This is a genomic window from Photobacterium sp. AWH4_225, from assembly GCF_056158405.1.
Genome location: NZ_JBSWTF010000004.1, coordinates 1,355,334 through 1,378,751, shown reverse-complemented (window position 1 = coordinate 1,378,751; position 23,418 = coordinate 1,355,334). Strand labels below are relative to the sequence as shown.

24 protein-coding genes are annotated in these 23,418 nt (G+C 49.5%); 12 read left to right on the top strand and 12 right to left on the bottom strand.

Translation table 11 applies throughout. The annotated features are described in order from the left end of the window. The first annotated feature begins 102 nt into the window (after positions 1–102). Positions 103–2,022, top strand: a complete 1,920-nt coding sequence (locus ACXAD4_RS23400; RefSeq protein WP_475244442.1) for a TonB-dependent receptor domain-containing protein — start codon at positions 103–105, stop codon at positions 2,020–2,022. 77 nt (positions 2,023–2,099) lie between these two features. Further along, positions 2,100–2,981 (top strand): alpha/beta hydrolase fold domain-containing protein, encoded by an 882-nt coding sequence (locus ACXAD4_RS23395; RefSeq protein ID WP_475244441.1) that lies wholly within the window; start codon positions 2,100–2,102, stop codon positions 2,979–2,981. A gap of 93 nt (positions 2,982–3,074) precedes the next feature. On the opposite strand, the gene ACXAD4_RS23390 is transcribed toward ACXAD4_RS23395, so the two are convergent. Both ACXAD4_RS23390 and kduD read right to left on the bottom strand, forming a co-directional pair. Continuing rightward, positions 3,075–3,584 (bottom strand): YgjV family protein, encoded by a 510-nt coding sequence (locus ACXAD4_RS23390; RefSeq protein ID WP_475244440.1) that lies wholly within the window; start codon positions 3,582–3,584, stop codon positions 3,075–3,077. Positions 3,585–3,703: 119 nt separating this feature from the next. Next, entirely contained in the window at positions 3,704–4,465 is a 762-nt protein-coding gene (kduD, locus tag ACXAD4_RS23385) for a 2-dehydro-3-deoxy-D-gluconate 5-dehydrogenase KduD (protein ID WP_187461785.1), read from the bottom strand. A 273-nt stretch (positions 4,466–4,738) separates the two neighbouring features. Here kduD and kdgR point away from each other — a divergent pair, with 273 nt between their 5' ends. From kdgR to ACXAD4_RS23370, 3 genes are all read left to right on the top strand, one after another. Then, entirely contained in the window at positions 4,739–5,521 is a 783-nt protein-coding gene (gene kdgR / locus ACXAD4_RS23380; protein WP_475244439.1) for a DNA-binding transcriptional regulator KdgR, read from the top strand. 83 nt (positions 5,522–5,604) lie between these two features. Then, the gene (gene kdgK, locus ACXAD4_RS23375) at positions 5,605–6,543 is read left to right on the top strand and encodes a 2-dehydro-3-deoxygluconokinase (RefSeq protein ID WP_475244438.1); all 939 of its coding nucleotides are present in this window, start codon (positions 5,605–5,607) and stop codon (positions 6,541–6,543) included. 10 nt (positions 6,544–6,553) lie between these two features. Next, positions 6,554–7,177, top strand: a complete 624-nt coding sequence (locus ACXAD4_RS23370; RefSeq protein ID WP_475244437.1) for a bifunctional 4-hydroxy-2-oxoglutarate aldolase/2-dehydro-3-deoxy-phosphogluconate aldolase — start codon at positions 6,554–6,556, stop codon at positions 7,175–7,177. An 83-nt stretch (positions 7,178–7,260) separates the two neighbouring features. Here the strand turns inward: ACXAD4_RS23370 and ACXAD4_RS23365 are convergent, their stop codons facing one another. After that, the gene (locus ACXAD4_RS23365) at positions 7,261–7,893 is read right to left on the bottom strand and encodes a sugar O-acetyltransferase (RefSeq protein ID WP_475244436.1); all 633 of its coding nucleotides are present in this window, start codon (positions 7,891–7,893) and stop codon (positions 7,261–7,263) included. A gap of 324 nt (positions 7,894–8,217) precedes the next feature. Here ACXAD4_RS23365 and ACXAD4_RS23360 point away from each other — a divergent pair, with 324 nt between their 5' ends. Then, entirely contained in the window at positions 8,218–9,012 is a 795-nt protein-coding gene (locus tag ACXAD4_RS23360; RefSeq protein WP_475244435.1) for a substrate-binding periplasmic protein, read from the top strand. 139 nt (positions 9,013–9,151) lie between these two features. Here ACXAD4_RS23360 and ACXAD4_RS23355 read toward each other — a convergent pair whose 3' ends face one another. The 9 genes from ACXAD4_RS23355 to hpaH all read right to left on the bottom strand — a co-directional run bounded on the left by ACXAD4_RS23355 (position 9,152) and on the right by hpaH (position 17,698). Then, positions 9,152–10,603 (bottom strand): NAD-dependent succinate-semialdehyde dehydrogenase, encoded by a 1,452-nt coding sequence (locus ACXAD4_RS23355; RefSeq protein ID WP_475244434.1) that lies wholly within the window; start codon positions 10,601–10,603, stop codon positions 9,152–9,154. 11 nt (positions 10,604–10,614) lie between these two features. Next, positions 10,615–11,472: a 3,4-dihydroxyphenylacetate 2,3-dioxygenase gene (gene hpaD / locus ACXAD4_RS23350; RefSeq protein WP_107299507.1), complete on the bottom strand. Its 858-nt coding sequence runs from the start codon at positions 11,470–11,472 to the stop codon at positions 10,615–10,617. Between the two features lie 96 nt (positions 11,473–11,568). After that, entirely contained in the window at positions 11,569–12,531 is a 963-nt protein-coding gene (locus tag ACXAD4_RS23345) for an AEC family transporter (protein WP_475244433.1), read from the bottom strand. 2 nt (positions 12,532–12,533) lie between these two features. Continuing rightward, positions 12,534–12,926, bottom strand: coding sequence for a 5-carboxymethyl-2-hydroxymuconate Delta-isomerase (locus ACXAD4_RS23340; RefSeq protein ID WP_475244432.1), 393 nt, complete (start codon positions 12,924–12,926; stop codon positions 12,534–12,536). 76 nt (positions 12,927–13,002) lie between these two features. Next, positions 13,003–14,523, bottom strand: a complete 1,521-nt coding sequence (hpaE, locus tag ACXAD4_RS23335) for a 5-carboxymethyl-2-hydroxymuconate semialdehyde dehydrogenase (RefSeq protein WP_475244431.1) — start codon at positions 14,521–14,523, stop codon at positions 13,003–13,005. A 41-nt stretch (positions 14,524–14,564) separates the two neighbouring features. Then, the gene (locus ACXAD4_RS23330) at positions 14,565–15,338 is read right to left on the bottom strand and encodes a fumarylacetoacetate hydrolase family protein (RefSeq protein ID WP_475244430.1); all 774 of its coding nucleotides are present in this window, start codon (positions 15,336–15,338) and stop codon (positions 14,565–14,567) included. Further along, complete coding sequence (locus ACXAD4_RS23325) at positions 15,335–16,021, bottom strand: fumarylacetoacetate hydrolase family protein (protein WP_475244429.1); 687 nt, start codon at positions 16,019–16,021, stop codon at positions 15,335–15,337. The genes ACXAD4_RS23330 and ACXAD4_RS23325 overlap by 4 nt, the downstream gene beginning before the upstream one ends. A 25-nt stretch (positions 16,022–16,046) precedes the next feature. Continuing rightward, positions 16,047–16,880 (bottom strand): 4-hydroxy-2-oxoheptanedioate aldolase, encoded by an 834-nt coding sequence (gene hpaI / locus ACXAD4_RS23320; RefSeq protein ID WP_475244428.1) that lies wholly within the window; start codon positions 16,878–16,880, stop codon positions 16,047–16,049. Between the two features lie 14 nt (positions 16,881–16,894). Further along, a complete protein-coding gene (hpaH, locus tag ACXAD4_RS23315; protein ID WP_475244427.1) occupies positions 16,895–17,698 on the bottom strand; it encodes a 2-oxo-hept-4-ene-1,7-dioate hydratase in 804 nt (267 codons plus the stop codon). Positions 17,699–18,169: 471 nt separating this feature from the next. On the opposite strand from hpaH, the gene ACXAD4_RS23310 reads away from it, so the two are divergent. The 6 genes from ACXAD4_RS23310 to ACXAD4_RS23285 all read left to right on the top strand — a co-directional run bounded on the left by ACXAD4_RS23310 (position 18,170) and on the right by ACXAD4_RS23285 (position 23,400). Further along, complete coding sequence (locus tag ACXAD4_RS23310) at positions 18,170–19,195, top strand: TRAP transporter substrate-binding protein (protein WP_475244426.1); 1,026 nt, start codon at positions 18,170–18,172, stop codon at positions 19,193–19,195. A 3-nt stretch (positions 19,196–19,198) separates the two neighbouring features. Then, complete coding sequence (locus ACXAD4_RS23305) at positions 19,199–19,726, top strand: TRAP transporter small permease (protein WP_475244425.1); 528 nt, start codon at positions 19,199–19,201, stop codon at positions 19,724–19,726. Continuing rightward, positions 19,727–21,028, top strand: coding sequence for a TRAP transporter large permease (locus ACXAD4_RS23300; protein WP_107299497.1), 1,302 nt, complete (start codon positions 19,727–19,729; stop codon positions 21,026–21,028). A gap of 190 nt (positions 21,029–21,218) precedes the next feature. Continuing rightward, on the top strand, positions 21,219–21,644 hold the full coding sequence (gene hpaR / locus ACXAD4_RS23295; RefSeq protein WP_475244424.1) for a homoprotocatechuate degradation operon regulator HpaR: 426 nt from the start codon (positions 21,219–21,221) through the stop codon (positions 21,642–21,644). Between the two features lie 318 nt (positions 21,645–21,962). Continuing rightward, on the top strand, positions 21,963–22,712 hold the full coding sequence (locus ACXAD4_RS23290) for a hypothetical protein (RefSeq protein ID WP_475244423.1): 750 nt from the start codon (positions 21,963–21,965) through the stop codon (positions 22,710–22,712). Then, the gene (locus ACXAD4_RS23285; protein ID WP_475244422.1) at positions 22,702–23,400 is read left to right on the top strand and encodes a hypothetical protein; all 699 of its coding nucleotides are present in this window, start codon (positions 22,702–22,704) and stop codon (positions 23,398–23,400) included. The genes ACXAD4_RS23290 and ACXAD4_RS23285 overlap by 11 nt, the downstream gene beginning before the upstream one ends. Positions 23,401–23,418: the final 18 nt, after the last annotated feature.

The following is a 23,418-nucleotide window of genomic DNA, read 5'->3' as shown; positions in this document are numbered from 1 at the left end:
GATAGTGGCATTCGGGCTACTAAATACTGTTCTTGTTGCGACTGATTGTCATTACCTATTTAATTGATAACGATTATCAATTGAAGCCAGAACATAGTATTTATGCCGTCTATTCCTTTCGCTCGTCACCCTTTGGCAATGCTTGCCTGTGGGTTATGTACCGCTCTATCAACCCCTATCCTAGCTCAGGACACTTCAACAACCCCAGATACCAGCGTAATGGAAACCATGGTCGTTACCGCAGCTGGCTACGAGCAATCAGTAACAGATGCCCCAGCATCTATCAGTGTCATCAGCCGCGAGCAGATCGAGAACCGCTCTTACAAAGATCTCACCGATGCTCTGCGTGACCAACCCGGCGTAGTCGTAACAGGTGGCGGGTCTCGCCAAGAGATATCACTTCGCGGTATGCCCTCAGAATACACGGCAATCCTTGTCGATGGCCGCAAGCAATCAGGCCGTGAAACCCAAGTCAGTAGCGGAGGGGGTTTTGAGCAGGATTGGCTACCACCTCTTAATGCCATAGAACGTATCGAAATTGTACGTGGCCCGATGTCAACACTATACGGCTCTGATGCCATTGGTGGTGTGATCAACATTATTACCCGCAAGGATTATCAAGAGTGGCATGGCAGCCTGCGGGCTGAAGCGACGCTTCAAGAGAATTCCCAATCAGGTAACCACTACCAAGGTGAACTTTACTTAGCGGGTCCCTTGATTGACGGATTACTGAGCGCTTCTCTGACAGGCCTATACCAAGAGCGCAAAGAAGATGACATTCTCTATGCTAACGGTGGCAAGCAACTAGACAACTACCGCGCTTCAATACATTTAACGCCGACGACAGAAGATACGTTTACGGTTGACTACACCTACCACGACCAAGAACGCGTGAATACCTCTGGCAAATCGAGGCCATCCACCGCTGAAACACAAAACAGGCGTGAGTCTTTCGGTTTGGCCCATTCAGGTAACTACAACTGGGGCTCTGGCTCTTCTTACATCAGCCAAGAAATAGTTGAGAACGTCGGCCGCAAGCTTGAGGTAGAAAATACCAACCTCAACAGCCAATGGTCATTGCCTCTTAGCAATCACTACCTCACCATCGGGGTGGCGTATGAGAAACAAGAGCTCGACAATGCGTCGTTTATCTTCAAGAACTCCCAATTGTCGGTTTTCGCTGAAAACGAATGGTATATGACAGACTCATTCGCCCTTACAGCAGGCCTTCGCTACGACGATAACGATCAATTCAGCTCCCATTTCAGCCCTCGTTTGTATGGGGTGTGGATGGTTGACTATAACTGGACAGTAAAAGGTGGTGTTTCAACCGGATATCGTGCACCGAGCCTGACAGAAATGGAAGAGGGCTGGGTTCAAGAAAGCTGTAGCGGTAGCTGCTATGTCTACGGCAATTCGGACTTGAAACCAGAAACGTCAGTTAATACCGAAATGGGTATTTACTTCGCCGGCAACGATAGCCTTAGCTCTAGCGTGACCGTGTTCTACAACGATTTCAAAGACAAAATCGAGAAAATGAATATTGATAGTGGTTGTACCGGCCGAGCCTGTGACGCCACCTATGCCAATATTGAAGATGCGATTACCTACGGTGCAGAGACCGCAGTTTCAAGAGATATTACCGATACGGTCAACGTCGCCGCCACCTATACCTATACCTACAGTGAGAAGCAGTCTGGTGAAGATAAAGGCCAACCATTAACACAAATGCCTGAACACCTTGTATCAGTGAATACAAACTGGATGGTCAACGATACTGTCAATTCCTGGCTGCGTGTTTCCTACCGCAGTGACGAAAATGACACGATCACCAAAGATTCAAGAAATAACCTTGCCCCAGCGATCACCTATGTTGATTTTGGCGGCAGCTGGCAGCTCAATAATAACGTGAAGCTAATGGCAGGCATCTACAACTTGTTTGACCAAGAGACCACTTACGATGAGTACGGATATGTAGAAGATGGTCGTCGATACTGGGTCGGCCTCGAGACGACATTCTAACTATAATAGTCAACACTTTGTTGGTACGGCCCCTGTTTGCACAGTCAGGGGCTTTGCCAATTACGGAAAAAGACACAATGAAGAAACTATTAAAACTGGTTTTACTCTCAGCCCTCGGGCTTGCCTGCTTCACGGCAAGTGCAAGCTACACCGTTGAGAAAGATATCGTTTTCAAGCAACTCGATGATAAAGCGCTAAAGCTTGATTTATACATGCCAGAGGCAACAACGGATACCAAACGGCCTCTGCTGATTTGGGTACACGGAGGTGCTTGGAAGCGAGGAAGTAAGGATGATATCCCCTTAAAAAACCCTTTGCTGCTCAACTCAATGATCGGCGAAGGCTATGCACTGGCGGCGGTTAGTTACCGGTTAAGTGGTGAAGCCAGCTTCCCGGCTCCAGTGTCTGATATCAATGATGCGATCAACTACCTTCATCAACATGCTGATAGATACAACCTGGCTGCTGATAACCTGATCGTAATGGGTCGTTCTGCCGGTGGCCACCTTGCCAATTTAATTGGTGCAACAAATACCCATGGTGATATCGACTTCTACGAAAAACCCAATTATAAGGTCAATGCTGTAGTGAGCTTCTTTGGTCCAACGGATTTGCTAGCACTTGGCAATAAGGGCAACCGACCAACGACAGAGCGCGCATCGGTTTCCCGTTTCCTTGGCACGATCCCAAGTCATGATCCTGAACTGGCAAAGCAAGCATCGCCAACAAGCTACATCAACGAAGAGTCGCCGGCTTTTATCATGTTGCATGGCGACTTGGACAAACAAGTCCCTTTAGAACAAAGTATAATGATGAAAACATTGTTGGATGAGCATGGCATTGATAACCAACTATACATCGAAGAAGGAGTCGGCCACAGCGCCCCTATATTTGATACACAGAAGTATGTGCCAAGCGTCGTTGCATTTGTAAAGAAACATCTACCGTCAGCAAACTAACCCATCTCAACCTCAGCACAGCACAGCACATGAAGTCGTCATCACTACTTCATGTGCTCCAACAGACCCCTAATACGTAAAGACAAAAAGTAGCTACGCAACCGCTACCCGTTGCTGGCGATATAGTCTCAACATGGTCATGACATTCACACTCAGCAAGGTGGCTTCAAGCAAGGTGCCGCCAATCGATCCCACCACGATGTTATTGCTGAGCCAGCATAGTGCGCCGACGAAAAACGCTAAGCGCAATTTGATCCCTTCCAGGCAGAATAAGGCATAAGTGCCGATACAAGCCCCGGCGATGGGTAGTAAATCCAACCAGCCATCAGCTAAATAGAAACCAACGGCCAAATTACAGGCAATGAAGAAATAGGCGAGCAGTTTAGATTGGTACTTTACCGACAAGGCGGTGCGGAAAGCCGACAGCAGCGCGCTGAAACCTGCGGTGACAGCACCGAGCAAGAAGAAATGCACCATGTGGTTGATATTAAATATCACCATCACCACTTTTAGCTTCTTATCATCTTTTTGATAAAACGCCGCTATTCCCAAGGCAAAGCTGACAAAGCCCAGCGCCTGGGCCAAAGATATTTCACCAAACAAGATCCAGTCCTCTACGAGTTAGTAGTCAAAAACAAATAGCAGTAAAAATCGAATAACTGCCAAATACGAAAAAGCGGCCGCATCCATACAGATGCAGCCGCTATAAAAACTTGTTGTGATTAACGTGCTAGCCAGCCGCCATCAACAGCCACTGTGTAGCCATTTACATATGAAGCCGCATCAGAAGCTAGGAACACACATGGGCCTGCCAAGTCAGCTGGCTCACCCCAACGGTCAGCAGGGATACGCTCTAAGATTTCGGCGTTACGCTTCTCATCAGCACGTAATTGTGCCGTGTTGTTGGTCGCCATGTAGCCCGGTGCGATCGCGTTAACATTGATGTTGTGCTTCGCCCATTCGTTAGCCATCAAACGGGTCACACCCATTACGCCACTTTTCGATGCCGTGTAAGACGGTACGCGGATACCACCTTGGTAAGACAGCATCGACGCAATGTTGATGATCTTGCCGCCATGGCCCTGAGAGATGAACTGCTTAGCAACGGCCTGAGACATGAAGAACAGCGACTTGATGTTGATGTTCATTACGTCGTCCCAGTCCTGCTCGCTGAAATCAATCGCATCGTTACGGCGGATGATGCCGGCGTTATTAACCAGGATGTCAATCTTGCCGAACTTGGTCACCGCCTGATCAACGATGCCTGCAATGTCATCGGTTTTCATCAGGTTGGCGCGGATATCCAGGAACTCGCGGCCAGTCGCTTTGATTTTCTCAATCGTTTCTGTTGGCTCAACAATGTTGACGCCCACAATGTCACAACCTGCTTGTGCCAGGCCCAGCGCCATACCTTGTCCAAGGCCGGTGTCACAGCCAGTTACGATGGCAACTTTACCTTCTAGGTTGAATGTATTCAGAATCATGTCATTTCCTCGATATGTGTTCCCGGCTCCAACGCCCTGAACAAGATGTTTGTGTCCCGTTAATGTGGTTGCACTATAACAACCATGAAAAACCACATCAAGTTTTTTGAAAAGCTGTTTTATTTTTGATTTATTACCTTTGATCGACATCACACAAACAAGGAGAATTCGCGTTGATTCATATTTTTTGAAAAAGGTTTTCATAAAAATAGATACATAAAAAGTTAGAACGTATAATGCAGGCAACAACGAATATAAAGAAAGGTATGAAAGATGGAATCCGCAAAACAGCCCGAAGCCGTCTCCTCAGTGATGAAGGTGTTCGGCATCCTTCAGGCACTAGGCGAGCAAAAAGAGATCGGCGTAACCGAGCTGTCTCAGCGCCTGATGATGTCAAAAAGTACGGTTTACCGCTTTTTGCAAACCATGAAGATGTTGGGATATGTCTCTCAGGAAGGCGAAACCGATAAGTATGCACTGACATTAAAATTATTCGAGCTGGGTGCGACGTCACTGGAGCATGTCGATCTGGTTGATCTATGCGATAAAGAAATGCAACTGATCTCACAGCAGACCAATGAAGCCCTTCACCTTGGTGCGCTGGACGAAAATGCCATTATCTATATCCATAAAATTGACTCTGGCTACAACCTACGCATGCAATCGCGCATTGGCCGCCGTAACCCACTCTACAGCACCGCGATTGGTAAAGTGCTACTGGCTTACCGCAGTGAAGAGTTCACCCGTAATGCGCTGAAAGATGTCGACTTTGTTAAGCACACTGACAAAACGCTAGAAAATATCGACCAGCTGCTTAGCGAGTTGAAAGCGGTAAAAGAGCAGGCATTTGCCGAAGATAACGAAGAGCAAGAGCCAGGCCTTCGCTGCATGGCTGCCCCTGTTTTCGACCGTTTTGGCAATGTCATCGCTGGCCTGTCTATCTCGCTGCCGACCATACGTTTCGATGAAAAGCGCAAGGCCTACTACGTAGAGCTGCTGCAAAATGCCAGCCGTAAGGTGTCAGAACAATTAGGTTTTCATAACTACCCTCAATAAATAGAAACATAATTTCATTTTTATTGACTTGTTAAACCTTATTGTTGAAAATACCCTCAATGACCAATCTTGAGGGTATTTTTATGGCTTTAAATCATGTTGCTGTGATCGGTGAATGTATGGTCGAACTGCAGCGCAAAGGCGAGCTCATCAAACAGAGTTTTGGTGGCGACACGCTCAATACTGCACTTTACCTTTCCCGTTTGACCCACCAGCATAATGTCGAAACAAGCTACATCACCGGGCTTGGTACCGACAGTTTCAGCCGCGATATGCTTGCCCAGTGGCAACAAGAGCACATCAATACCGAATTGGTCTTCCAGTTGGAAGAGAAGAACCCAGGTTTGTACCTGATCGAAACCGACAATACCGGTGAGCGTACCTTCCACTACTGGCGCAATGATTCTGCCGCCCGCTACTGGCTGGAACATACCGATACCCATGCCTTGGTTGAGAAACTTGCCGGTTTTGAAATGCTCTACCTAAGCGGCATCAGCCTTGCTATCTTGCCTGAGACAGCCCTCGAGCGTCTTTTCGAAGTGCTCAAAGCCTGCAAAGCCCAAGGCAGCAAGATTGTTTTCGACAATAACTACCGCCCTCGCCTATGGCAAAGCGCCGACATCGCCGCCAAGCACTACCAAACTATGCTATCGCTGACCGATATCGCACTACTGACCTTTGATGATGAAATCATGCTCTATGGCGAGCACTCTGTAGAAGACTGTATCGCCCGCACCCAGCAAAATGGCGTAGGTGAAATCGTGATCAAGCGCGGTGCCGAAGACTGCCTAGTGATCACAGCCGAAGGTTGCACGTCAGTGGCCGCCACCAAAGTCGACAATGTTGTCGATACTACAGCGGCGGGCGACTCTTTCAGCGCAGGTTACTTGGCAACACGCCTTACCGGTGGTAATACAGAACAAGCGGCAAAGAATGCCCATCTATTAGCGGGTACCGTGATCCAGCATCAGGGTGCCATTATTCCAGCCACAGCAATGCCTGTGTTATTCAATTCGAATTAAGGAAGACATCATGACAACGTTAAATGCTCGTATGGCCGAGCTGAAAGTTATCCCTGTAATTGCTATCAAAGATGCAGATAAAGCAGTAAAACTGGCTCAGGTACTGTCTGAGAACGGCCTGCCTTGCGCCGAGGTAACTTTCCGTACAGAAGCGGCGGCGCAAGCTATCCGCAACATGCGTGATGCCTTCCCTGAGATGCTAATTGGCGCAGGTACTGTGCTGAATGCTGAACAAGTTGACCAAGCTATCGATGCCGGTGTTAATTTCATCGTGAGCCCAGGCTTCAACCCAACTACCGTGAAATACTGTCAGCAGCGTGAAATGCCAATCATCCCTGGCGTGAACAACCCAAGCATGGTTGAGCAGGCGATGGAACTGGGTCTTGATACCCTGAAGTTCTTCCCGGCGGAGCCTTCAGGCGGTGTGAACATGCTAAAAGCAATGACTGCCGTTTACCCAGTTAGCTTCATGCCTACTGGCGGCGTGAGCCCAAGCAATGTTAAAGATTACCTAGCAGTGAAATCTGTTTTCGCTTGTGGCGGTACGTGGATGGTTCCGGGTAACCTGATTGACGAAGAGCGCTGGGACGAACTGGCTGTGCTAGTCAAAGAAGTGGCGAACGTCGTTGCTTAAGTCCAATTGGCTAAAAAACATTTAAAAAGGCAGTGGTTTTCCACTGCCTTTTTTATTCACGGTCGCTTTCTGAAACGGCCGCCTTACGGCTCGATCATCGCACTGACGTCTGCGCTAAACTGCAGATCTTTGTAGTAGCAATGCCTGTCTCGCTCACCAATTTCCCGCATCACTTTACAAGGGTTGCCCACCGCAACCACATTGGCCGGGATATCTTTGGTCACCACACTACCTGCGCCAATCACGCTGTTGTCACCAATAGTCACACCTGGCAATACCACGGAATTTGCGCCAATCCACACATTGTTGCCAATGGTGACGGGCATATTGAACTGCCCGACTTTCTTTCTCAATGAAGGCTCGATTGGATGTCCCGCAGTGGCAATGGTGACGTTGGGGGCAAGCATGACATAATCGCCAATCCGGATAGTGGTGTCATCAACCAGGGTAAGGTTGAAGTTGGCGTACACTTGCTTACCAACGTAAGTGTGCCTACCCCAGTTGGCCCTCAGCGGCGGCTCGAAGTAGCAGTTTTCGCCCATCTCAGCAAAGAAGTTATGCAGTATTTCTTCACGCTTTTTCACCTCTGACGGGCGGGTTTGGTTATAGTCGTACAACATCTCAAGACATTGCGTCTGTTCATCAACCAATGCTTGTTCATGCGAAAAATAGACTTCGCCGTTATGCATTTTTTTCTGGATTTCTTCTAGTGACATAATGGGCTCTCAAAGCGGGCTCGAAATTACATGCTGTCTGTTTAAATCATCTCGATTCAGAGCGATTAGTCTTAAAAGGACAGATAGCAGTGCTGTTCGCTGAAGTTTGCCATTTTTGTCTTTTGCTTCAATTACATTGGTCACACATATGAATAAACCTCGACAAAACACCCAACCGAGCGCATGACTAAATCTCGCTAAATGGCAGAATAAAAACCAAGGTTGTCCGAAAATGCGACGAAAGCGCTCTCTTGCCAGCAGTTTCCTACTTTGCTGTTAAACTTAAAAGACTCTTTGTGTTGTTGCTGCCTGAGGTTTTTCACAATGAAAAATGCCAAGTTAAAGCCTCGCTATCTGATCCCCTTGAGGCTAGCCATTTACAGTTCAGCCTTATTTGCCGTTGTCCACCTCCATGCCGAGCAGGAAAAGCTCACCGTCGCTATCTCGACGGATATGCCCCCTTATGTCATGGACAGTGGCAGTGAAGGCCTCGAAGTAGATATTGTCAGACAGGCATTGGCAGGGTATGAGCTGGAGTTTGTCCAAATGCCACTGAGTGATGTCCAAAATGCCGTTCAGGATAAAAAAGCCGATGTCGCGATTGGTGTATTAGTCGATGGCGGCGAGATTTACTATTCCGATCACCTTATTACCTTCGTCAACTTCGCCATCAGCAAGAAAAGTGATGGTCTTGCGATTGAGACCATTGATGATCTCAAAACCCACCCGGTACTGACCTGGCAGAATGCCTATCTAGAACTGGGGGACGAGTTCAAAACGCTTTTCTCTCCGGGCTCCGAATACCGCTCCAATTACCATGAATTCGGCGACCAAGCCGACCAAGTGGCCCAGTTCTGGAAAGCGGACAAGCAAGTGATTGTTATCGACCAGAGTATTTTCGAATTCTTCAGCAAGGCAATGAAGCAGTCTATCGACAGTGTCGAGTACCACAGTCTTTTCCCTCCGGTGACGGAATTCAAAGCCAGTTTCAAAGACAAGGCGGTCAAGGATGCATTCAACAAAAAACTCAAGGAAATGTGCGAGAGCGGTGATTACGTCAAGCTACTTGAGATGTATGACGTCGAGCTGGAAAGAACGGTATGTGAAAAAATTAACTAGGCTTAACCTCTTCATTTTTACAATAACCCTCTCCCATACAAAAACACCACGAACAGCAATCTGTTCGTGGTGTTGTTCTATCAGAGATTAACTCACAGCAAGATCAACTCACCATCTTCCAGCACTATGTAGTACATCGTTACTCCAGCCCCCCCATAAACAGGTACTTCATTTCTAGGTAGTCTTCCATACCGTGGCGGGAGCCTTCGCGGCCAAGGCCGGATTCTTTAACGCCGCCGAAAGGCGCTGCTGCCGTGGAAATCAAACCTTCATTGATACCGACCATGCCGCTTTCCAGCGCGTCCCCCACCCGCCAAGCGCGGCCTAGAGAACGGGTATAGAGATAGGCAGCCAAGCCAGAGTCGGTATTGTTGGCACGCTCGATCACTTCTTGTTCTGATTTAAAGCGGAACAACGGCGCCAGCGGACCAAAAGTTTCTTCGCTCGCTACCAGCATCTCGTCAGTCACATCGACCATGACATGCGGTTGGACAAACAGCCCCTTTTGCTCGGCAAGATTACCGCACAGCACCTTCGCGCCTTTGGCAAGGGCATCATCAATATGAGTACGCACTTTCTCGACCGCGCCGCTATTGATCATCGGGCCAATTTCAACCCCATCGGCAAAGCCGTCGCCGACATTGAGATTGGCAACCCGGGCGGCAAGTTTCGCAGCAAACTCATCGTAAACCGCGTCGTGGACGAAGAGCCGATTAGCACAAACGCAGGTTTGGCCGGCATTACGGAACTTGGCAATCATGGCACCATCGACTGCCGCATCGATATCGGCATCGTCAAAGACAATAAACGGTGCATTGCCGCCAAGCTCCAGCCCCATTTTCTTAATAGAGGCTGCCGACTGGCTCATCAGGATCTTACCGACATGGGTCGAGCCGGTGAAAGAGACTTTACGCACCTTCTTGTGGGCGGTCAGCACGCCACCGATAGCGACTGCATCGCCGGTGATCACGTTGAGCAACCCGGCAGGTAAACCCGCCTGCTGTGCTAATTCCGCCAATGCCAACGCGGTAAACGGGGTTTCCGGTGCTGGTTTTAGTATCACCGCGCAACCTGCGGCAAAGGCCGGCGCGCACTTGCGGGTGATCATCGCGGCAGGGAAGTTCCAAGGGGTAATGGCTGCTACTACACCGATCGGCTCTTTGGTCACCACGATTTTGCCATCGGTTTTGTGGCTCGGGATCACTTCGCCATAAGCACGCTTGGCTTCTTCGCTATACCACAGCACAAAGCTAGCAGCATAGGCGATTTCCCCTTTGGCTTCGGTGTATGGCTTGCCTTGCTCAGTGGTCAGGATCCTCGCTAGATCCTCGGTATTTTCAACAATCAAATCATACCAACGGCGCAGCACCACCGAACGGTGATCGGCCGTGGTCTGCTTCCACTGTTCGAACGCCTGCTGGGCGATGCCGACACACTGCTCAGCCTCTTTCTCGCCCATGTCAGGTACATGGCCGATCACTTCTTGAGTCGATGGGTTGGTAATCGCCGTTGTCTTACCATCTAGGGCATCAGACCATTCACCGCCAATGTAACCTTGCTGTTTGAACAGCGCCGTTTTTTTCAAATCCATCTGCGCTCCCATTATTCCGTTACTTCGAACAATACGTTGACCTGCCCGGTGCCAGAGCTTGGGAAGTACTCGGTCACAATCTCCGCTTTGCCTTCGTACTTGTCCCAGCCCAATGCGCCAAACAGCATCGCGGTGTCATGCATGCCACCTTCACCCGAACACAGCGCCGCATAGTCAGGCAACATATCCAGGAAGGTTTTGTAGTCGCGACTCTGCCACAGATCCAATACCCGCAGGTCGACCTGGCGGTTGAATTCTTTGGAGATAGTGAAAGTACCATTGTTGGCGGCATAGTCATCGTTATCCCAGATCCTGTGGGATAACGATCCCGAGGCCAGCAGCATCACCCGGCTGTCACTCTCTTCAATCGCTTCGCGGATCGCTTCGCCGAGAATGCGGGATGACTCAATGCTGTGTACCGAGCACCATGCCGCGACCGATACCACCTTGAAGTGACTGTCTTCGTTCATATAGCGCATCGGTACCAAGGTGCCGTATTCAAGATCCAACGACTCAACCTGGTGGGAAAGGGTAAAGACGCCTTTATCGGTCGCCTTATCCGCAATGCGGTTACCGAGCTCGGCATTGCCGTAGTATTGGTATTCAAGGTTCTGGATAAAGTGCGGGAATTCGTGGCTGGTGTAGTTACCGGTGAACTGCTGGTTGGCATTGATATGGTAGCCAGCATTGACCAACCAGTGAGTATCGAGCACGACAATGGTATCGACGTCCAGATCCTTGGCGAGCTGGGCAATCTGCTTGTGCCCATCAATAGCTGCCTTGCGGCAACCGTGCAGCTTACCCGGCTGCTCGGACATAATCATGGTCGGTACGTGAGTAATTTTTGCTGCAACACAGAGTTTGCCCATAATAAATTCCTTTTCTCAATCACATCCTGCCAGGTAGCGGACGTCAGTTTCAGTTATTGGTCATGCCCTAGGTGGGCTATAAAATCAAAAAACAAATCAAAACATTATCAGTGCTAGGGTGGTAAACGCGCTCACCGTCAGCATGCCCAACAAGGTGGTTGGCAGCAGTACCGCCGAACACAATCCGCCCATCTGGTAACGCTGGCCAATCACGGCATACACGCCAAACATCGGCACACTGGCCAAAATCACCCCGACCGAACTCATCATCGGATCAAGCTGGAACACCAACATCAGCATGACCAAAATCGACAGTGGGTGGATCAACAGCTTGGCAATCATCACGGTGCCTATCTCCCGCTTCATGCCGGACACACTCACACCAACCAAGCCACCACCAATCGTGAACAGAGCCACTCCGGTCACTGTGCTAGCCAGCATATCAATGATGCGCTCAGCCGCCTGTGGCGGGTGCAGTGACATCGCCGAGCACGCCAGCCCCAAAACAATCGACAGTACAATCGGGTTCTTGGCCAGGTTGAGTGCGGTTTCCTTCATTTTCCCCTTGAGGTTGGCGCCGCTGTCGTTATCCGCCATGTCGGCCAAACCCAGCAGCAAAGGCAGCATTATCAGGTTCTCGACAATCAAAGTGAGGGAAAAGGGGATCAACGCCGGGGTATCAAACAGAAAGAAGATGATTGGAAAGCCAATTAGCAAGCTATTGGAAAAGCTCCCGCCCAACCCCAGCACCACACTTTCGACCGGTGTCCTCTGCAACATCCAAATGGCATAGATAAAGACCAAAGCAAACGCCACCAGCGACCCCAGAGTGTAGGCCAGGATATAGTCGGTATGCCACACCTCCCCGAGGGATTTGGTACTCAAGGCACTGAAAATGGCAGCCGGCAAGCCGAAGTTAAACACAAAGGCAGCCAGCGCCTTGTGCCCATTTGGCGGCAAGATCCCACGGCGGAACGCCAGATAGCCCAGCCCTATCATCAGGAACACCGGCATGATGGTGGAGAAGACATACTGGAAGTGCGCCCAAGCCTGTCCCATGACTACTGTCCTTGTTTCGCCAGTTTCTGGTGAATATTGTTTTTGCGGTAGTTGAGCACCGGATGAAGCTCGGTCATCTCAAAACCGACGCTCAAGTAACGCTTTTCAAAGGTTGGGGCAAGAAACTGGGTAAACACCTCAAATACCCGATCAGCGGCTGCCTTCAAGGTCTCTATATCCCGCCCGACACCCACTTTGGCGGTTAAATGAATAAAGCTATTTTCCGGATCTTCGTCGGCGATCAGTACATGATCACAACGGATTGCCCGGGTTCGGATCCCACCTTTAGGGAACACGCCGGTATCAATGGCCTCGCGGTGGATCACTCGCATCAAAGCTGGGATATCAACGTCTTGCTCCAAGTTAGCGGAGTATTCCATAATGAAATGAGGCATTATCCTTCTCCTCTTGCAAAAGGGCCCCGGCACCTAGCCAGGCCGAGGTACCCTTATCAGTCGGTTATATATCTGCTTATTTACCTAAAGAAGGTACATTGTGGGTATCATGGGCAATACAGATATTCTTGGTTTCCATGTAGAAATCGAAGCTCCAATCACCGCCATCACGGCCAACACCCGACATTTTGACCCCGCCAAACGGCGACGGCAGGTTACGGTTGTTTTCCGAGTTCACCCAGATCATCCCCGCTTCCACATGGGTCGCCATACGCATTGCCCGGCCGGTATCGCGGGTCCAGATATAGCCTGACAGGCCATAGTCAGTATCATTGGCAATGTGCAGCGCCTGCTCTTCCGTGTCGAACTCGATAGCCGTCAGCACCGGGCCAAAAATTTCTTCTTTAGCCACCCGCATGGTGTTGTCCGCTTCGGTAAACAAGGTCGGCGTCAGGTAGTTACCGTTGCCCAGCTCTGGCAGTGCACGGCCACCAACAGCGATCGTTGCCCCGTCCTGCTCGGCAAAATCCATGTAGCTCAATACCTTGTTGTAGTGAGACTGATGTACCAGCGGGCCAACTTCAGTTTGTGGATCCAACGGGTGGCCAACTTGCAGGTTCTCGACGCGTTGCTTGAGGGCTTCGATGAATTTTGGCTTGATGCCTGATTGGATCAGCAAGCGGCTGGAGCTGGTGCAACGCTGTCCATTGAGGCTGTAAATCATGAAGACCACCGCATCCAGTGCACGCTCGAAATCAGCATCGTCAAACACAATAACCGGGTTCTTGCCGCCCAGCTCAAAGTGCACACGCTTGAGTGTCGGTGCGCCCTGGGCCTGGATCATCGAACCAGTGACGGTCTCGCCAACAAACGCGACGGCTTTGATCGCCTTGTGTTCGGTCAGTGCCTTGCCTGCTACCTCACCGAAACCATTGACCATATTCCACACACCAGCAGGCAAGCCAGCCTCTTCGGCACACTCGGCCAAAATGGCCGCAGTCAATGGGCTGAATTCCGCCGGTTTATGAACCACGGTACAGCCGGCCGCCAGCGCTGGGGCAATCTTCCAGGTCGACAGCATGAATGGGGTATTCCACGGCGTGATCACGCCTACAGGGCCAATCGGGGTACGGATGGTGTAGTTGGTATGGTTGTCTTGGTGCAATGACAGGCCATTTTTCGCCTCAGGCGATTTATCAGCAAAGAAGCGGAAGTTAGCCGCGCCACGTACTGCTGCCTGGCGCATGAAGCGCAGCGGCTGGCCGCAGTCCATGGATTCAACCAGCGCGATTTCCTCGGCGCGCTCTTCGATTTTATCGGCCAACCTGTGCAGGATTTTGCGGCGCTCGGCACCGGAGATCGCCGCCCACTCAGTAAACGCTTTCTCGGCAGCCAAACAGGCTTGGTTAACATCTTCTGCCGAGCCTTTGACCACTTTGCCCAGCGAGGTATTGTCGGTTGGGGTCAGGTTATCAAACGCCTCCCCTTCCGAGCCCAGTGTCCATTCACCATTGATATAGTGGCCCAGGGTTTGATTCTGAAAGCGCGCCAAATAGCTGTTGGCCTTGTTGATATTGGTATCGAGTTGCTGAGTCATAGTTTTCTTCCCTAAATCTTTTAATTGGAATGGGTAACAGGCTAGTCAGTCAGTTCGCCGTAGAAGGCTTTCTCTGACAGCACTGGGTTTTCCAGCGTGCCGATCCCCTCAATTGAGCAGCTCACCACATCACCCGGCTGGATGTCCTTCAGCCCTTTTGGCGTACCGGTGGCAATCAGATCCCCTTCGTTCAGCGTCATAAAGCTGCTGAGGTACTCAATCAAAAACGGAATATCGAAAATCATATCGGCGGTCGTGCCCTGCTGGGTCAGCTCACCATTCACCCGGGTTTCCAGTGCCAGATTGTTCACATCCGCGATATCGTCTGTGTCGACAATCCAAGGGCCGATAGGGCACAGGGAATCTCGGCTCTTCACTCGCAGATTCGGACGGTAATAGTTCTCAAGGTAATCACGGATCGCATAGTCGTTGCAGATGGTATAGCCCGCGACATACTCCAGCGCTTCCTCGCGCTTGATGTTCTTGCCGCTTTTGCCAATGACAGCCACCAGCTCACATTCATAATGCATGAACTCGATATCGTCCGGGCGGTAGGAAGGCTGCTGATGACCCGTCAGGGTATTACCGCCTTTTAGGAATACCAACGGCTCTTTCGGTGGCTCAAACGCCAGCTCCGAAGCATGGTCGGCATAGTTCAGCCCAAGGGCAAAAATCGTCCCCGGGTTCTCCACCGGACATAACCATTTTACTGCTTGGGAAGGCAGTACCTCGCCACTTGCCGTTACCAGCTCGCCTTCAAAATTGACGATGACATCCAACACTTTTCCTTTGTATTCCACTCTGGCGCGCTTCATGCGTACTGGCCTCCCACTGTGTTTTGTAAACTGATAGATGGAGCTGAACGAGTTGCATCTCCTTCGATTGAGGACTTGTTAACGGTTGACGACACCTTGTCATAAGGCTGCAATGCAATACGCTCACCGGCAAACCCGACAGCGATGATATCGCCGGCTTCTAATGTCATGATATGGGAGATTCGCTCCAGCAGCGCCGGGACATCCCAGTAAAGGCGAGAGAGCGGCAGTTGCTGTGCTGGCTGGCCATTGACCATGGTTGTGACCACCAAATCTGATAGCTCGCCGACATCGGAAAGGGTGACGGGGGATGACAAGGTTGCCGAGCCATCCAAGCACTTGCCCTTGATATCCGGACGGTAGTAACTGGTTTCCGGCAAAGAGAAATCATGCAGCAGGGCGACACCTTCGACATAATCCAGCGCCTGTTGCTCAGACACTCGGCAGCAAGTCTGGCCGATGATTACCGCCAGGCTGGCGCCAACCACAAACTCATCGCTATCAGCTGGCCATGCGACCGCTTCAGATTCGTTGTTCCAGGTATTCCTTGGTTTGAAATACAGCACAGGCTGTGTCGGTGGTGCCTTGTAAGGCGGTTCATTGAATGCTTCCGCCATGACTTGGCGTTGCTCGCTGTCATTGAGCGCGACACACACCACTTTGCCTTTAAACATCTTTTCCATCATCTTCCTTTCAACCCCGCGATTCTTAATACACGTTGGCAACAGCAGCCGCTTCGGTCTTGATATTGGTGTCGCTGTCGCTGTCCTTATCTTTCAATTTTTTTGCTAGCCCTTCTGCGCCCTGACGCAACAACAAGGTGTCTACCCCAGCACCGATGAACTTCACCCCTTGTTCGACATATCCTTTGGCCTGGGTCGGGTTCAGTGACAAGATCCCCACCGCTTTACCGGCGCGGTTGATCACCTCAATGGCATGGTCAATAGCGGCGACGACATCCGGATGCCCCGGGTTGCCGATATGCCCCATCGAGCCGCTAAGATCCGACGGCCCGATAAAGATGCCATCAATCCCCTCGACGGCGGCAATCGCCTCAATATTTTCAATCGCCTCGGCCGTTTCTACCTGCACCAGCAGACAGATCTCTTCATTGGCCTGGTGCAAGTAATTTGGGATCCGGTTCCACTGTGATGCCCTTGCCAAGGCGCTGCCGATGCCGCGCTGTCCTATAGGGGGGTAATACACGGATTGCACCGCCTTTTTGGCTTGTTCTGCGTCGTTAACCATAGGCACCAACAAGGTCTGGGCACCGATATCCAACAAACGTTTTAACAATGTCGGATTACCGTCTTCAGCCCTAACAATGGCCGACGTCGGATGCGGCGCTAGCGCCTGCAGGTGATATTTGATCCCAGTTAGGTCGAACGAGGCATGCTCGCCATCGATCAATACCCAGTCGAATCCACTGCCGCCGCAAATTTCCGCGCAGCTGGTATCGGGCAGGCCAAGCCACAGCCCCCATAACGGTGCCTCTTGGGTGAGAGCTTGCTTGAATACGTTTTTAGGTAGTTGATTACTCATTAGCGCACTGTCCCCTAGACGAACTTGACCGAGATGCCGCCGAGCGGGCCGAAGTCAGCATGAACACTGTCACCCGCTTTCACCGCCACCGGACGGGTAAAGGAGCCCGCCAGGATCACCTGCCCTGGTTCTAGCGAAACACCGTGCGGCGCAAAACGCTTGCACACCCAGCAGATCCCATTGGCAGGATGGCCTAATACCCCAGCGGCGAGGCCGGTTTCTTCGATTTGGCCATTGAGATAAAGCATGGCGCCAGCCCAGCGCAAATCGAGCTCAGTAGGCTTGATAGGACGGCCGCCAAGAATAATCCCGGCGTTGGCTGCATTATCGGCAATGGTGTCGTACACCTTGCGGGTATAACCGGACTGTGGATCGGTACGGTGGCAACGGGCAGCAATCAACTCCAGCGCAGGTACCACATAATCGGTGGCATTAAGCACATCGAATATAGTGATGTTGTCGCCTTCGAGCTTGTCCTTAAGAATAAAGGCCAGCTCTACTTCAATACGCGGGTCGAGAAAGTCATCTGCGGGAATTTGGGCACCGTCAGGAAAAAACATATCATCAAGCAGTACGCCATAATCTGGCTGGTCAATATTCACTGCCATCTGCATTGCCCGCGATGTCAGACCAATTTTGTAACCTTTTACTTCGGCCCCTTCACGAATTTTTCGTTCTACCCAACGGCTCTGAATACGGTAGGCGTCATCCATACTCATCTCTGGGTAGTCTAGGGTTAGTGCCGGGATCTGCTCCCTTCCTTTCTCGGCTTTATATAACCGCTCTGCCGCCACATGAATTTGATCTTCCGTTAACATTTCGCATTCCTTTTTTCTGGCTGACTGATTGCCAACGTCCCTCGTCCACGGTCATGCTGTCAGGGAAAGCAATTAGCAACTAATTAACATGTTAAATACATTAGTTAATATATTAACTAATGTCCAGCAATTCAATGAAATCAGAGCAAAACCAAATTAAATCAATGGTTTAGATTTATAAATAGACATTTAATCATTTGTCATGCAAATCTCGTTACATTCAATTTGCAGGAAAGATCACATTTGTAGGAGGTATTTACAGACTGGTCATTAATCAAACAAGTAAGAAAATAATGTCGGGAGTGATTTTATTTTCGAATCATTGATCCAGTTAACAAAGCAATAGGAAACTAACACATTTCATTAACAAGACCTTTGCTTTCTGGCGAATTAGTTAATATGTTAACTAAAGTCCAATAACGACTCACCCAGTGAGCACTACTCATCATCCATAACTAAAGGAATCCTGTTATGCGTGTAACCAAAATTGCCTCCATGACCACCGCTGCACTAATGATGTTTTCCACTTATGCCGTGCAAGCCGCCCCTGAAAAAACAATCAAAATCAGTACTTGGGGTTCGCCAAACCACGGCATCAACAAAGTTGTTTGGCCTACGTGGGGGGAATGGGTTGAAGAGGCCACTGAAGGCCGAGTGACTGTAAAAGTGGAGTATGACCTTGCCCCACCGCAAACCCAAATTGATGTCGTGACCGATGGCATCGGTGAAGTCACCTGGATTTACCATGGCCACAAGGCAGGGCGCTTCAAGCTTACACAGCTGCCTGAGATCCCAACTTTTTCAGACTACGCCAGCTCCGAGCTGATCTCCCAAGCCTACTGGCGCACCTACGAAGCCTACCTAAGCAAAGGCCGCGAGCACCGTGGTGTTGAAGTACTGGCACTGAGCGTTAATGGCCCAGGCCAGTTGATCACCAAAGGGCCTGTAGGCTCACTGGACGATATCAAAGGCAAGAAGCTGCGTGTCGGTGGCGGCGTTATCTCTGATATTGCCAAAGACATGAAGGTGACACCGGTGTTTACGCCAACCACCAAGGTGTATGAGTCTATTTCGCAAGGCGTGGTCGACGGCACCTATCTGCCTTATGAATCCCTTGCCTCTTTCCGTCTCGCCGAAGTTGCTGACAACACCACGGTTTACCCGGGCGGGATCTTCCGCGGCAGCTTTGCCATCGTGATGAACCGCGACACCCTGTCAGGCTTATCGAAAGCCGATCAGGAAGCCATCCGCAACGTCTCGGGTGAAAAACTATCTCGTCTGTTCGGCAAGATGTGGGACGACATGGACAACGTCGGTTATGAAGCCGGTATCGCCAACGGCCACACCTTTACTCCAGCAACACCAGAAATGATTGCCGACCTGAAAAAGTCCACCGAGCCATTGGTGAACAAATGGTACAAATCGGCCAAGCAACGCAAGATAGACGGCGAAGCGGCCTACAACTACTTCTATAAAGAGCTTGAACAAGGACTGTAAGCTATGAGTTGCTCAAGACTTTCCCAGGCGATTCGGCGAGGGTTGGAGGCCCTTGCCGCTCTCAGCCTGATGCTAATGATGGTGATCACCTTTGTAGATGTCGTCGGGCGCTTCTTCTTTAGCAGCCCGCTGATCGGCTCTACCGAGATGATCGAGGTATTACTGGCAGTCATGGTGTTCATGGCCTTTCCATTGGTGTCGTGGCAGGAAGAAAACATCTGCGTCGACTTGCTCGACAACGTCTTCCCAAAACGCTGGGTGGGCCTGCGTCAAGTGGTGATCAACCTGATCTGCTCATGCTCGCTGGTTCTGGTTGCCATGATGAACTGGAAATTGGCTGGCCGCTCTATGGAGTATGAAGAGGTTACGGAAATTCTTGAGCTGCCTCTTGGCTATGTCACTTACCTGATTTCTATTACTGGCTTTGTCGGCGGGTTCCTGACTTTCTTCAATGCCCTGGTCTACGGCAAGACGTTGTTCTCGCCATCATCCACGGCCCAGCCACTGAACACCGAGAGCAAGGGGGTTTAAATGATTGAATCAATTATTGGCTTTACGGTTCTGATTGCCCTTGTCTTCCTCCGCTTGCCACTGGCTTTTGCCATGGGTGTGGTGGGTTTTCTCGGCTTCTGGTACATCAACGACTACAACTGGAACGCGGCAATGTCGATGGCGGCCCGACGCATTATCGATACCGGTCAGGACTATAGCCTATCTGTGATCCCGCTGTTTATTCTGATGGGTAACTTGGTGACACGGGCTGGGCTCTCCAACGAACTTTACCGTGCCTGTAATGCCTTTGTCGGCCACCGTAAAGGTGGGCTGTCGATGTCAACTATCTTGGCTTGCGGTGGCTTCTCGGCTATCTGTGGCTCAAGCCTCGCCACCTCGGCAACCATGTCTAAAGTCGCCATGCCGCCGATGCGTAAGTTTGGTTACTCAGACGGATTGGCCGCCGCTTCTATTGCTGCCGGTGGTACCTTGGGCATTCTGATCCCACCAAGCGTGATGCTGGTGATCTATGGCCTACTCACGGAAAGCAGTATCCGTGAACTATTCGCCGCTGGTTTCATTCCGGGATTAATCGGTATCGTCCTTTACCTGATGGCCGTGCAATGGGTGGTTTTCCGCAACCCAGAAAGCGCCCCTCCGGGTGAACGCGTCAGCTGGAAAGACCGCTTTATCGCTCTAAAAGGGATCATGTCGACCATTTCACTGTTTGTACTGGTGATGGGCGGGATCTATATCGGCGCCTTTACCCCAACCGAAGCGGCCGGGATCGGTGCAACAGGGGCCTTCGCCCTGGCAGCCTACCGCCGCCAGCTCAACTACGCCATTTTGCGCGACATCCTAGTTGATACCGCCAAAACATCAGCTTCACTGTTTGCAGTAGTGATCAGCGCCCTGATATTGTCTAATTTCATCAACCGAGCCGGACTACCAACCGCACTGATTGAGATGATCCAGGCGGTTAACGTCTCCCCGATGATGGCGCTGGGCCTGATCATATTAATCTACATCATTCTTGGCTGCGTATTCGAAAGTATGTCGATGATGCTGCTGACTGTGCCGATTTTCTTCCCGGTGGTGGTTGAGCTTGGCTTCGATCCAATCTGGTTCGGCATCGTGGTGGTAGTGGTCACCGAAATCAGCTTGATCACCCCACCGGTCGGACTCAACGTTTTTGTATTGTCCGGCATTATCAAGGATATAAACACCGCCACCATCTTCAAGGGAGTATTCCCGTTCTGGGTGGCAGACATGGTACGACTGGCGCTTATTGTATTGATGCCAGCTATCGTACTGTTTTTACCGAGCATCTTGTACGCCTAGCGGGTGCATTCACGGCGGGCTCGTTGCCTAGCAGCAAGCCCGCATTTTTTACATAACTTGGCGATATCCAAAGTAATATATAAGATCAAAATACAGCTATAGCTTTTCGATAGTTTGATTTATATTGTGAATATGTGTCTGAAACAAATAATAATTTGCGACAACACGGTAACAGCTAGAAGGTTATATTGTGACTAAGTACGAAGACTCGCTCCCCCTGCAGCTGATACGCGCAAGGGATGTATCCATGGATTACTTCCGCCCTATCCTGGCGGACAACGAAATCACCGAGCAGCAATGGCGTGTGATGCGGGTGCTCGATACGCTTGGTGAAATCGATTTCTCCACCCTGTCCCGCGAATGCTGCATTCTAGGCCCAAGCCTGACCGGGATAGTGAACCGCCTTGAGAAAATGGGCTATGTACAGCGCAAGAAGTCTGCTAATGACGGACGCAAGTACTATATCCATCTCACGAACAAGGCAAAAACACTGGTCGACGATCTGCGACCATTAATTGAAGCCCAGTATATTCAGCTCAAGGCCAAACTCGGCGAAGAGAAATACCGCCAGCTTTCCACACTGCTCAATGCGTTGATTGATACCAAAGAGCAGTAATGTAAACACCACATCGTGATGCCACCGTTTCCCTCAACCCAGTAAATACACCCTCATGCTGAAGAGTGTGTATTTACTCACTTTATTAATATCTAATTACTCAATAAACCCAAGCGTCATTATTTTGACAAATCGCATGTTAACAATGTATTTATGACATTGATAAAGCAAACGCTATTCCTATTTTCCTAATTTTCTTTTCCCTCAGTTATTAATATTATCTTTTGAAAGGTACCTCACATTTGCGCGGTTGTTTTTTGACCACCAATAAATATGACCATACGTTATATTTATCATTCATAGCAAAACAGCACTAGCATGAATATTAAATTCGACCGTATAAAACTGCTAATCACTGCATTCTTTGGGTTTGTGATCCCCGTTTACCTTATTGCTACCGCTATTATCTATCAAAATAAAGCAAGTGAATCACTTCTTGAACTGACAAAGTCTGAACCATCCGTATCTGCCATATACCATATTGAAGAAGCAAAACGAAAAAACATCCTATATTCTGCTGACGACTACTCTCTTTTTTCTCTATTTAATCAAGAAGAAAAGACATTCCGGTTAACTATCAATAAACAGGTCATGAAGCAAAATGTCATGTTAATTGGCTTCTCAGTAATTAGTTTAGGGATCATGTTCTTCATCTTGGGTATATCAAGAGATAACGGCTCCTCAATGCAGTCTGCAAGCAATAATGAAGATTCTCCACCAGCAAACAACCCTAAAGCGGTGAACTTCGCTTTTTCTCCGGAGGATTTCTCTTTTAATGTCACTGTCGGATCGATTGGTGGGGCGATGATAATCCTTGGGCTTGTTGCTGTCGTCATTGGAGGTGTAATACCAAATGAACATATAGGGGCAGGTTTTCCTCGTTACGGTTTATCTAAGCCCATTACGCAACAGCCAGCACCAATCCCCATCAAACACACGAACAATAAAATGACCTACCAGCCATTAGATCTTTTAGTCAGCTGCACCCAAAATGGTTACCCCATCGATGAAAAGTTAACTGCAAAGCTTGTTTCATGTTTCGAGGAGGAAGTGAAAAATGCGAAATAGCAGATTTGCCTTACTCATAGTATTGTTCTTCTTTTCTTTTAATGTTGATGCTCATTCAGAAGCTCTACCTCATTGCACAACACAAAAACATCTCAATTTGGGAGAAGATAAATATATACTTTGCAAACAAGATGGCAGTGTCATTAACTCTTCTCCAAGCATAAAAAAACCAATAATAATTAATGAAGATTCAATAACATATGCATGCAAAAATTCAATATCAACAATTATTGGTGGTAAAAGTTATATACTCTGTGAAAAAGGTTCTTCACTTTCTAACGAAACACCCAATCAATATGATCCCCCATTAAACCTCGCCGCTCTTTGCAACGGAAGAACTTGCTATTGGGGAGACAATGGCGGTAATTCTGTATCTAATTCTGAACTACCTGATGACTGGAAAGAGGGAATTTACTTTTTACCAGAAAGTAATGGTGGCTGGGCAAAAACATATCACTTTATGCCAAAGTATATTAACGACAAGCTAATTATTGATATTAAAGAAAACTTTCTTTCTCCCGTTACGAATGACATCAATAAGCTAACTATACAGCTAGCACCTAAAACTTACACTTCTACACCCTCGCCCTTGAGAACAGATAAAAATCTTAAGTCACTACAACTATCAACCATGAGCCTTCAAGCCGAAATTACGGCTGAAACAATGAAGCAATCCATATCCCCATAAAGTATTACTCCGGTGATG

Coding starts and splice junctions, on each gene's coding strand:
- ACXAD4_RS23400 (WP_475244442.1), top strand. CDS start 103: ATGCCGTCTATTCCTTTCGCTCGTCACCCTTTGGCAATGCTTGCCTGT.
- ACXAD4_RS23395 (WP_475244441.1), top strand. CDS start 2,100: ATGAAGAAACTATTAAAACTGGTTTTACTCTCAGCCCTCGGGCTTGCC.
- kduD (WP_187461785.1), bottom strand. CDS start 4,465: ATGATTCTGAATACATTCAACCTAGAAGGTAAAGTTGCCATCGTAACT.
- kdgR (WP_475244439.1), top strand. CDS start 4,739: ATGGAATCCGCAAAACAGCCCGAAGCCGTCTCCTCAGTGATGAAGGTG.
- kdgK (WP_475244438.1), top strand. CDS start 5,605: ATGGCTTTAAATCATGTTGCTGTGATCGGTGAATGTATGGTCGAACTG.
- ACXAD4_RS23370 (WP_475244437.1), top strand. CDS start 6,554: ATGACAACGTTAAATGCTCGTATGGCCGAGCTGAAAGTTATCCCTGTA.
- ACXAD4_RS23365 (WP_475244436.1), bottom strand. CDS start 7,893: ATGTCACTAGAAGAAATCCAGAAAAAAATGCATAACGGCGAAGTCTAT.
- ACXAD4_RS23360 (WP_475244435.1), top strand. CDS start 8,218: ATGAAAAATGCCAAGTTAAAGCCTCGCTATCTGATCCCCTTGAGGCTA.
- ACXAD4_RS23355 (WP_475244434.1), bottom strand. CDS start 10,603: ATGGATTTGAAAAAAACGGCGCTGTTCAAACAGCAAGGTTACATTGGC.
- hpaD (WP_107299507.1), bottom strand. CDS start 11,472: ATGGGCAAACTCTGTGTTGCAGCAAAAATTACTCACGTACCGACCATG.
- ACXAD4_RS23345 (WP_475244433.1), bottom strand. CDS start 12,531: ATGGGACAGGCTTGGGCGCACTTCCAGTATGTCTTCTCCACCATCATG.
- ACXAD4_RS23340 (WP_475244432.1), bottom strand. CDS start 12,926: ATGCCTCATTTCATTATGGAATACTCCGCTAACTTGGAGCAAGACGTT.
- hpaE (WP_475244431.1), bottom strand. CDS start 14,523: ATGACTCAGCAACTCGATACCAATATCAACAAGGCCAACAGCTATTTG.
- ACXAD4_RS23330 (WP_475244430.1), bottom strand. CDS start 15,338: ATGAAGCGCGCCAGAGTGGAATACAAAGGAAAAGTGTTGGATGTCATC.
- ACXAD4_RS23325 (WP_475244429.1), bottom strand. CDS start 16,021: ATGGAAAAGATGTTTAAAGGCAAAGTGGTGTGTGTCGCGCTCAATGAC.
- hpaI (WP_475244428.1), bottom strand. CDS start 16,880: ATGAGTAATCAACTACCTAAAAACGTATTCAAGCAAGCTCTCACCCAA.
- hpaH (WP_475244427.1), bottom strand. CDS start 17,698: ATGTTAACGGAAGATCAAATTCATGTGGCGGCAGAGCGGTTATATAAA.
- ACXAD4_RS23310 (WP_475244426.1), top strand. CDS start 18,170: ATGCGTGTAACCAAAATTGCCTCCATGACCACCGCTGCACTAATGATG.
- ACXAD4_RS23305 (WP_475244425.1), top strand. CDS start 19,199: ATGAGTTGCTCAAGACTTTCCCAGGCGATTCGGCGAGGGTTGGAGGCC.
- ACXAD4_RS23300 (WP_107299497.1), top strand. CDS start 19,727: ATGATTGAATCAATTATTGGCTTTACGGTTCTGATTGCCCTTGTCTTC.
- ACXAD4_RS23290 (WP_475244423.1), top strand. CDS start 21,963: ATGAATATTAAATTCGACCGTATAAAACTGCTAATCACTGCATTCTTT.
- ACXAD4_RS23285 (WP_475244422.1), top strand. CDS start 22,702: ATGCGAAATAGCAGATTTGCCTTACTCATAGTATTGTTCTTCTTTTCT.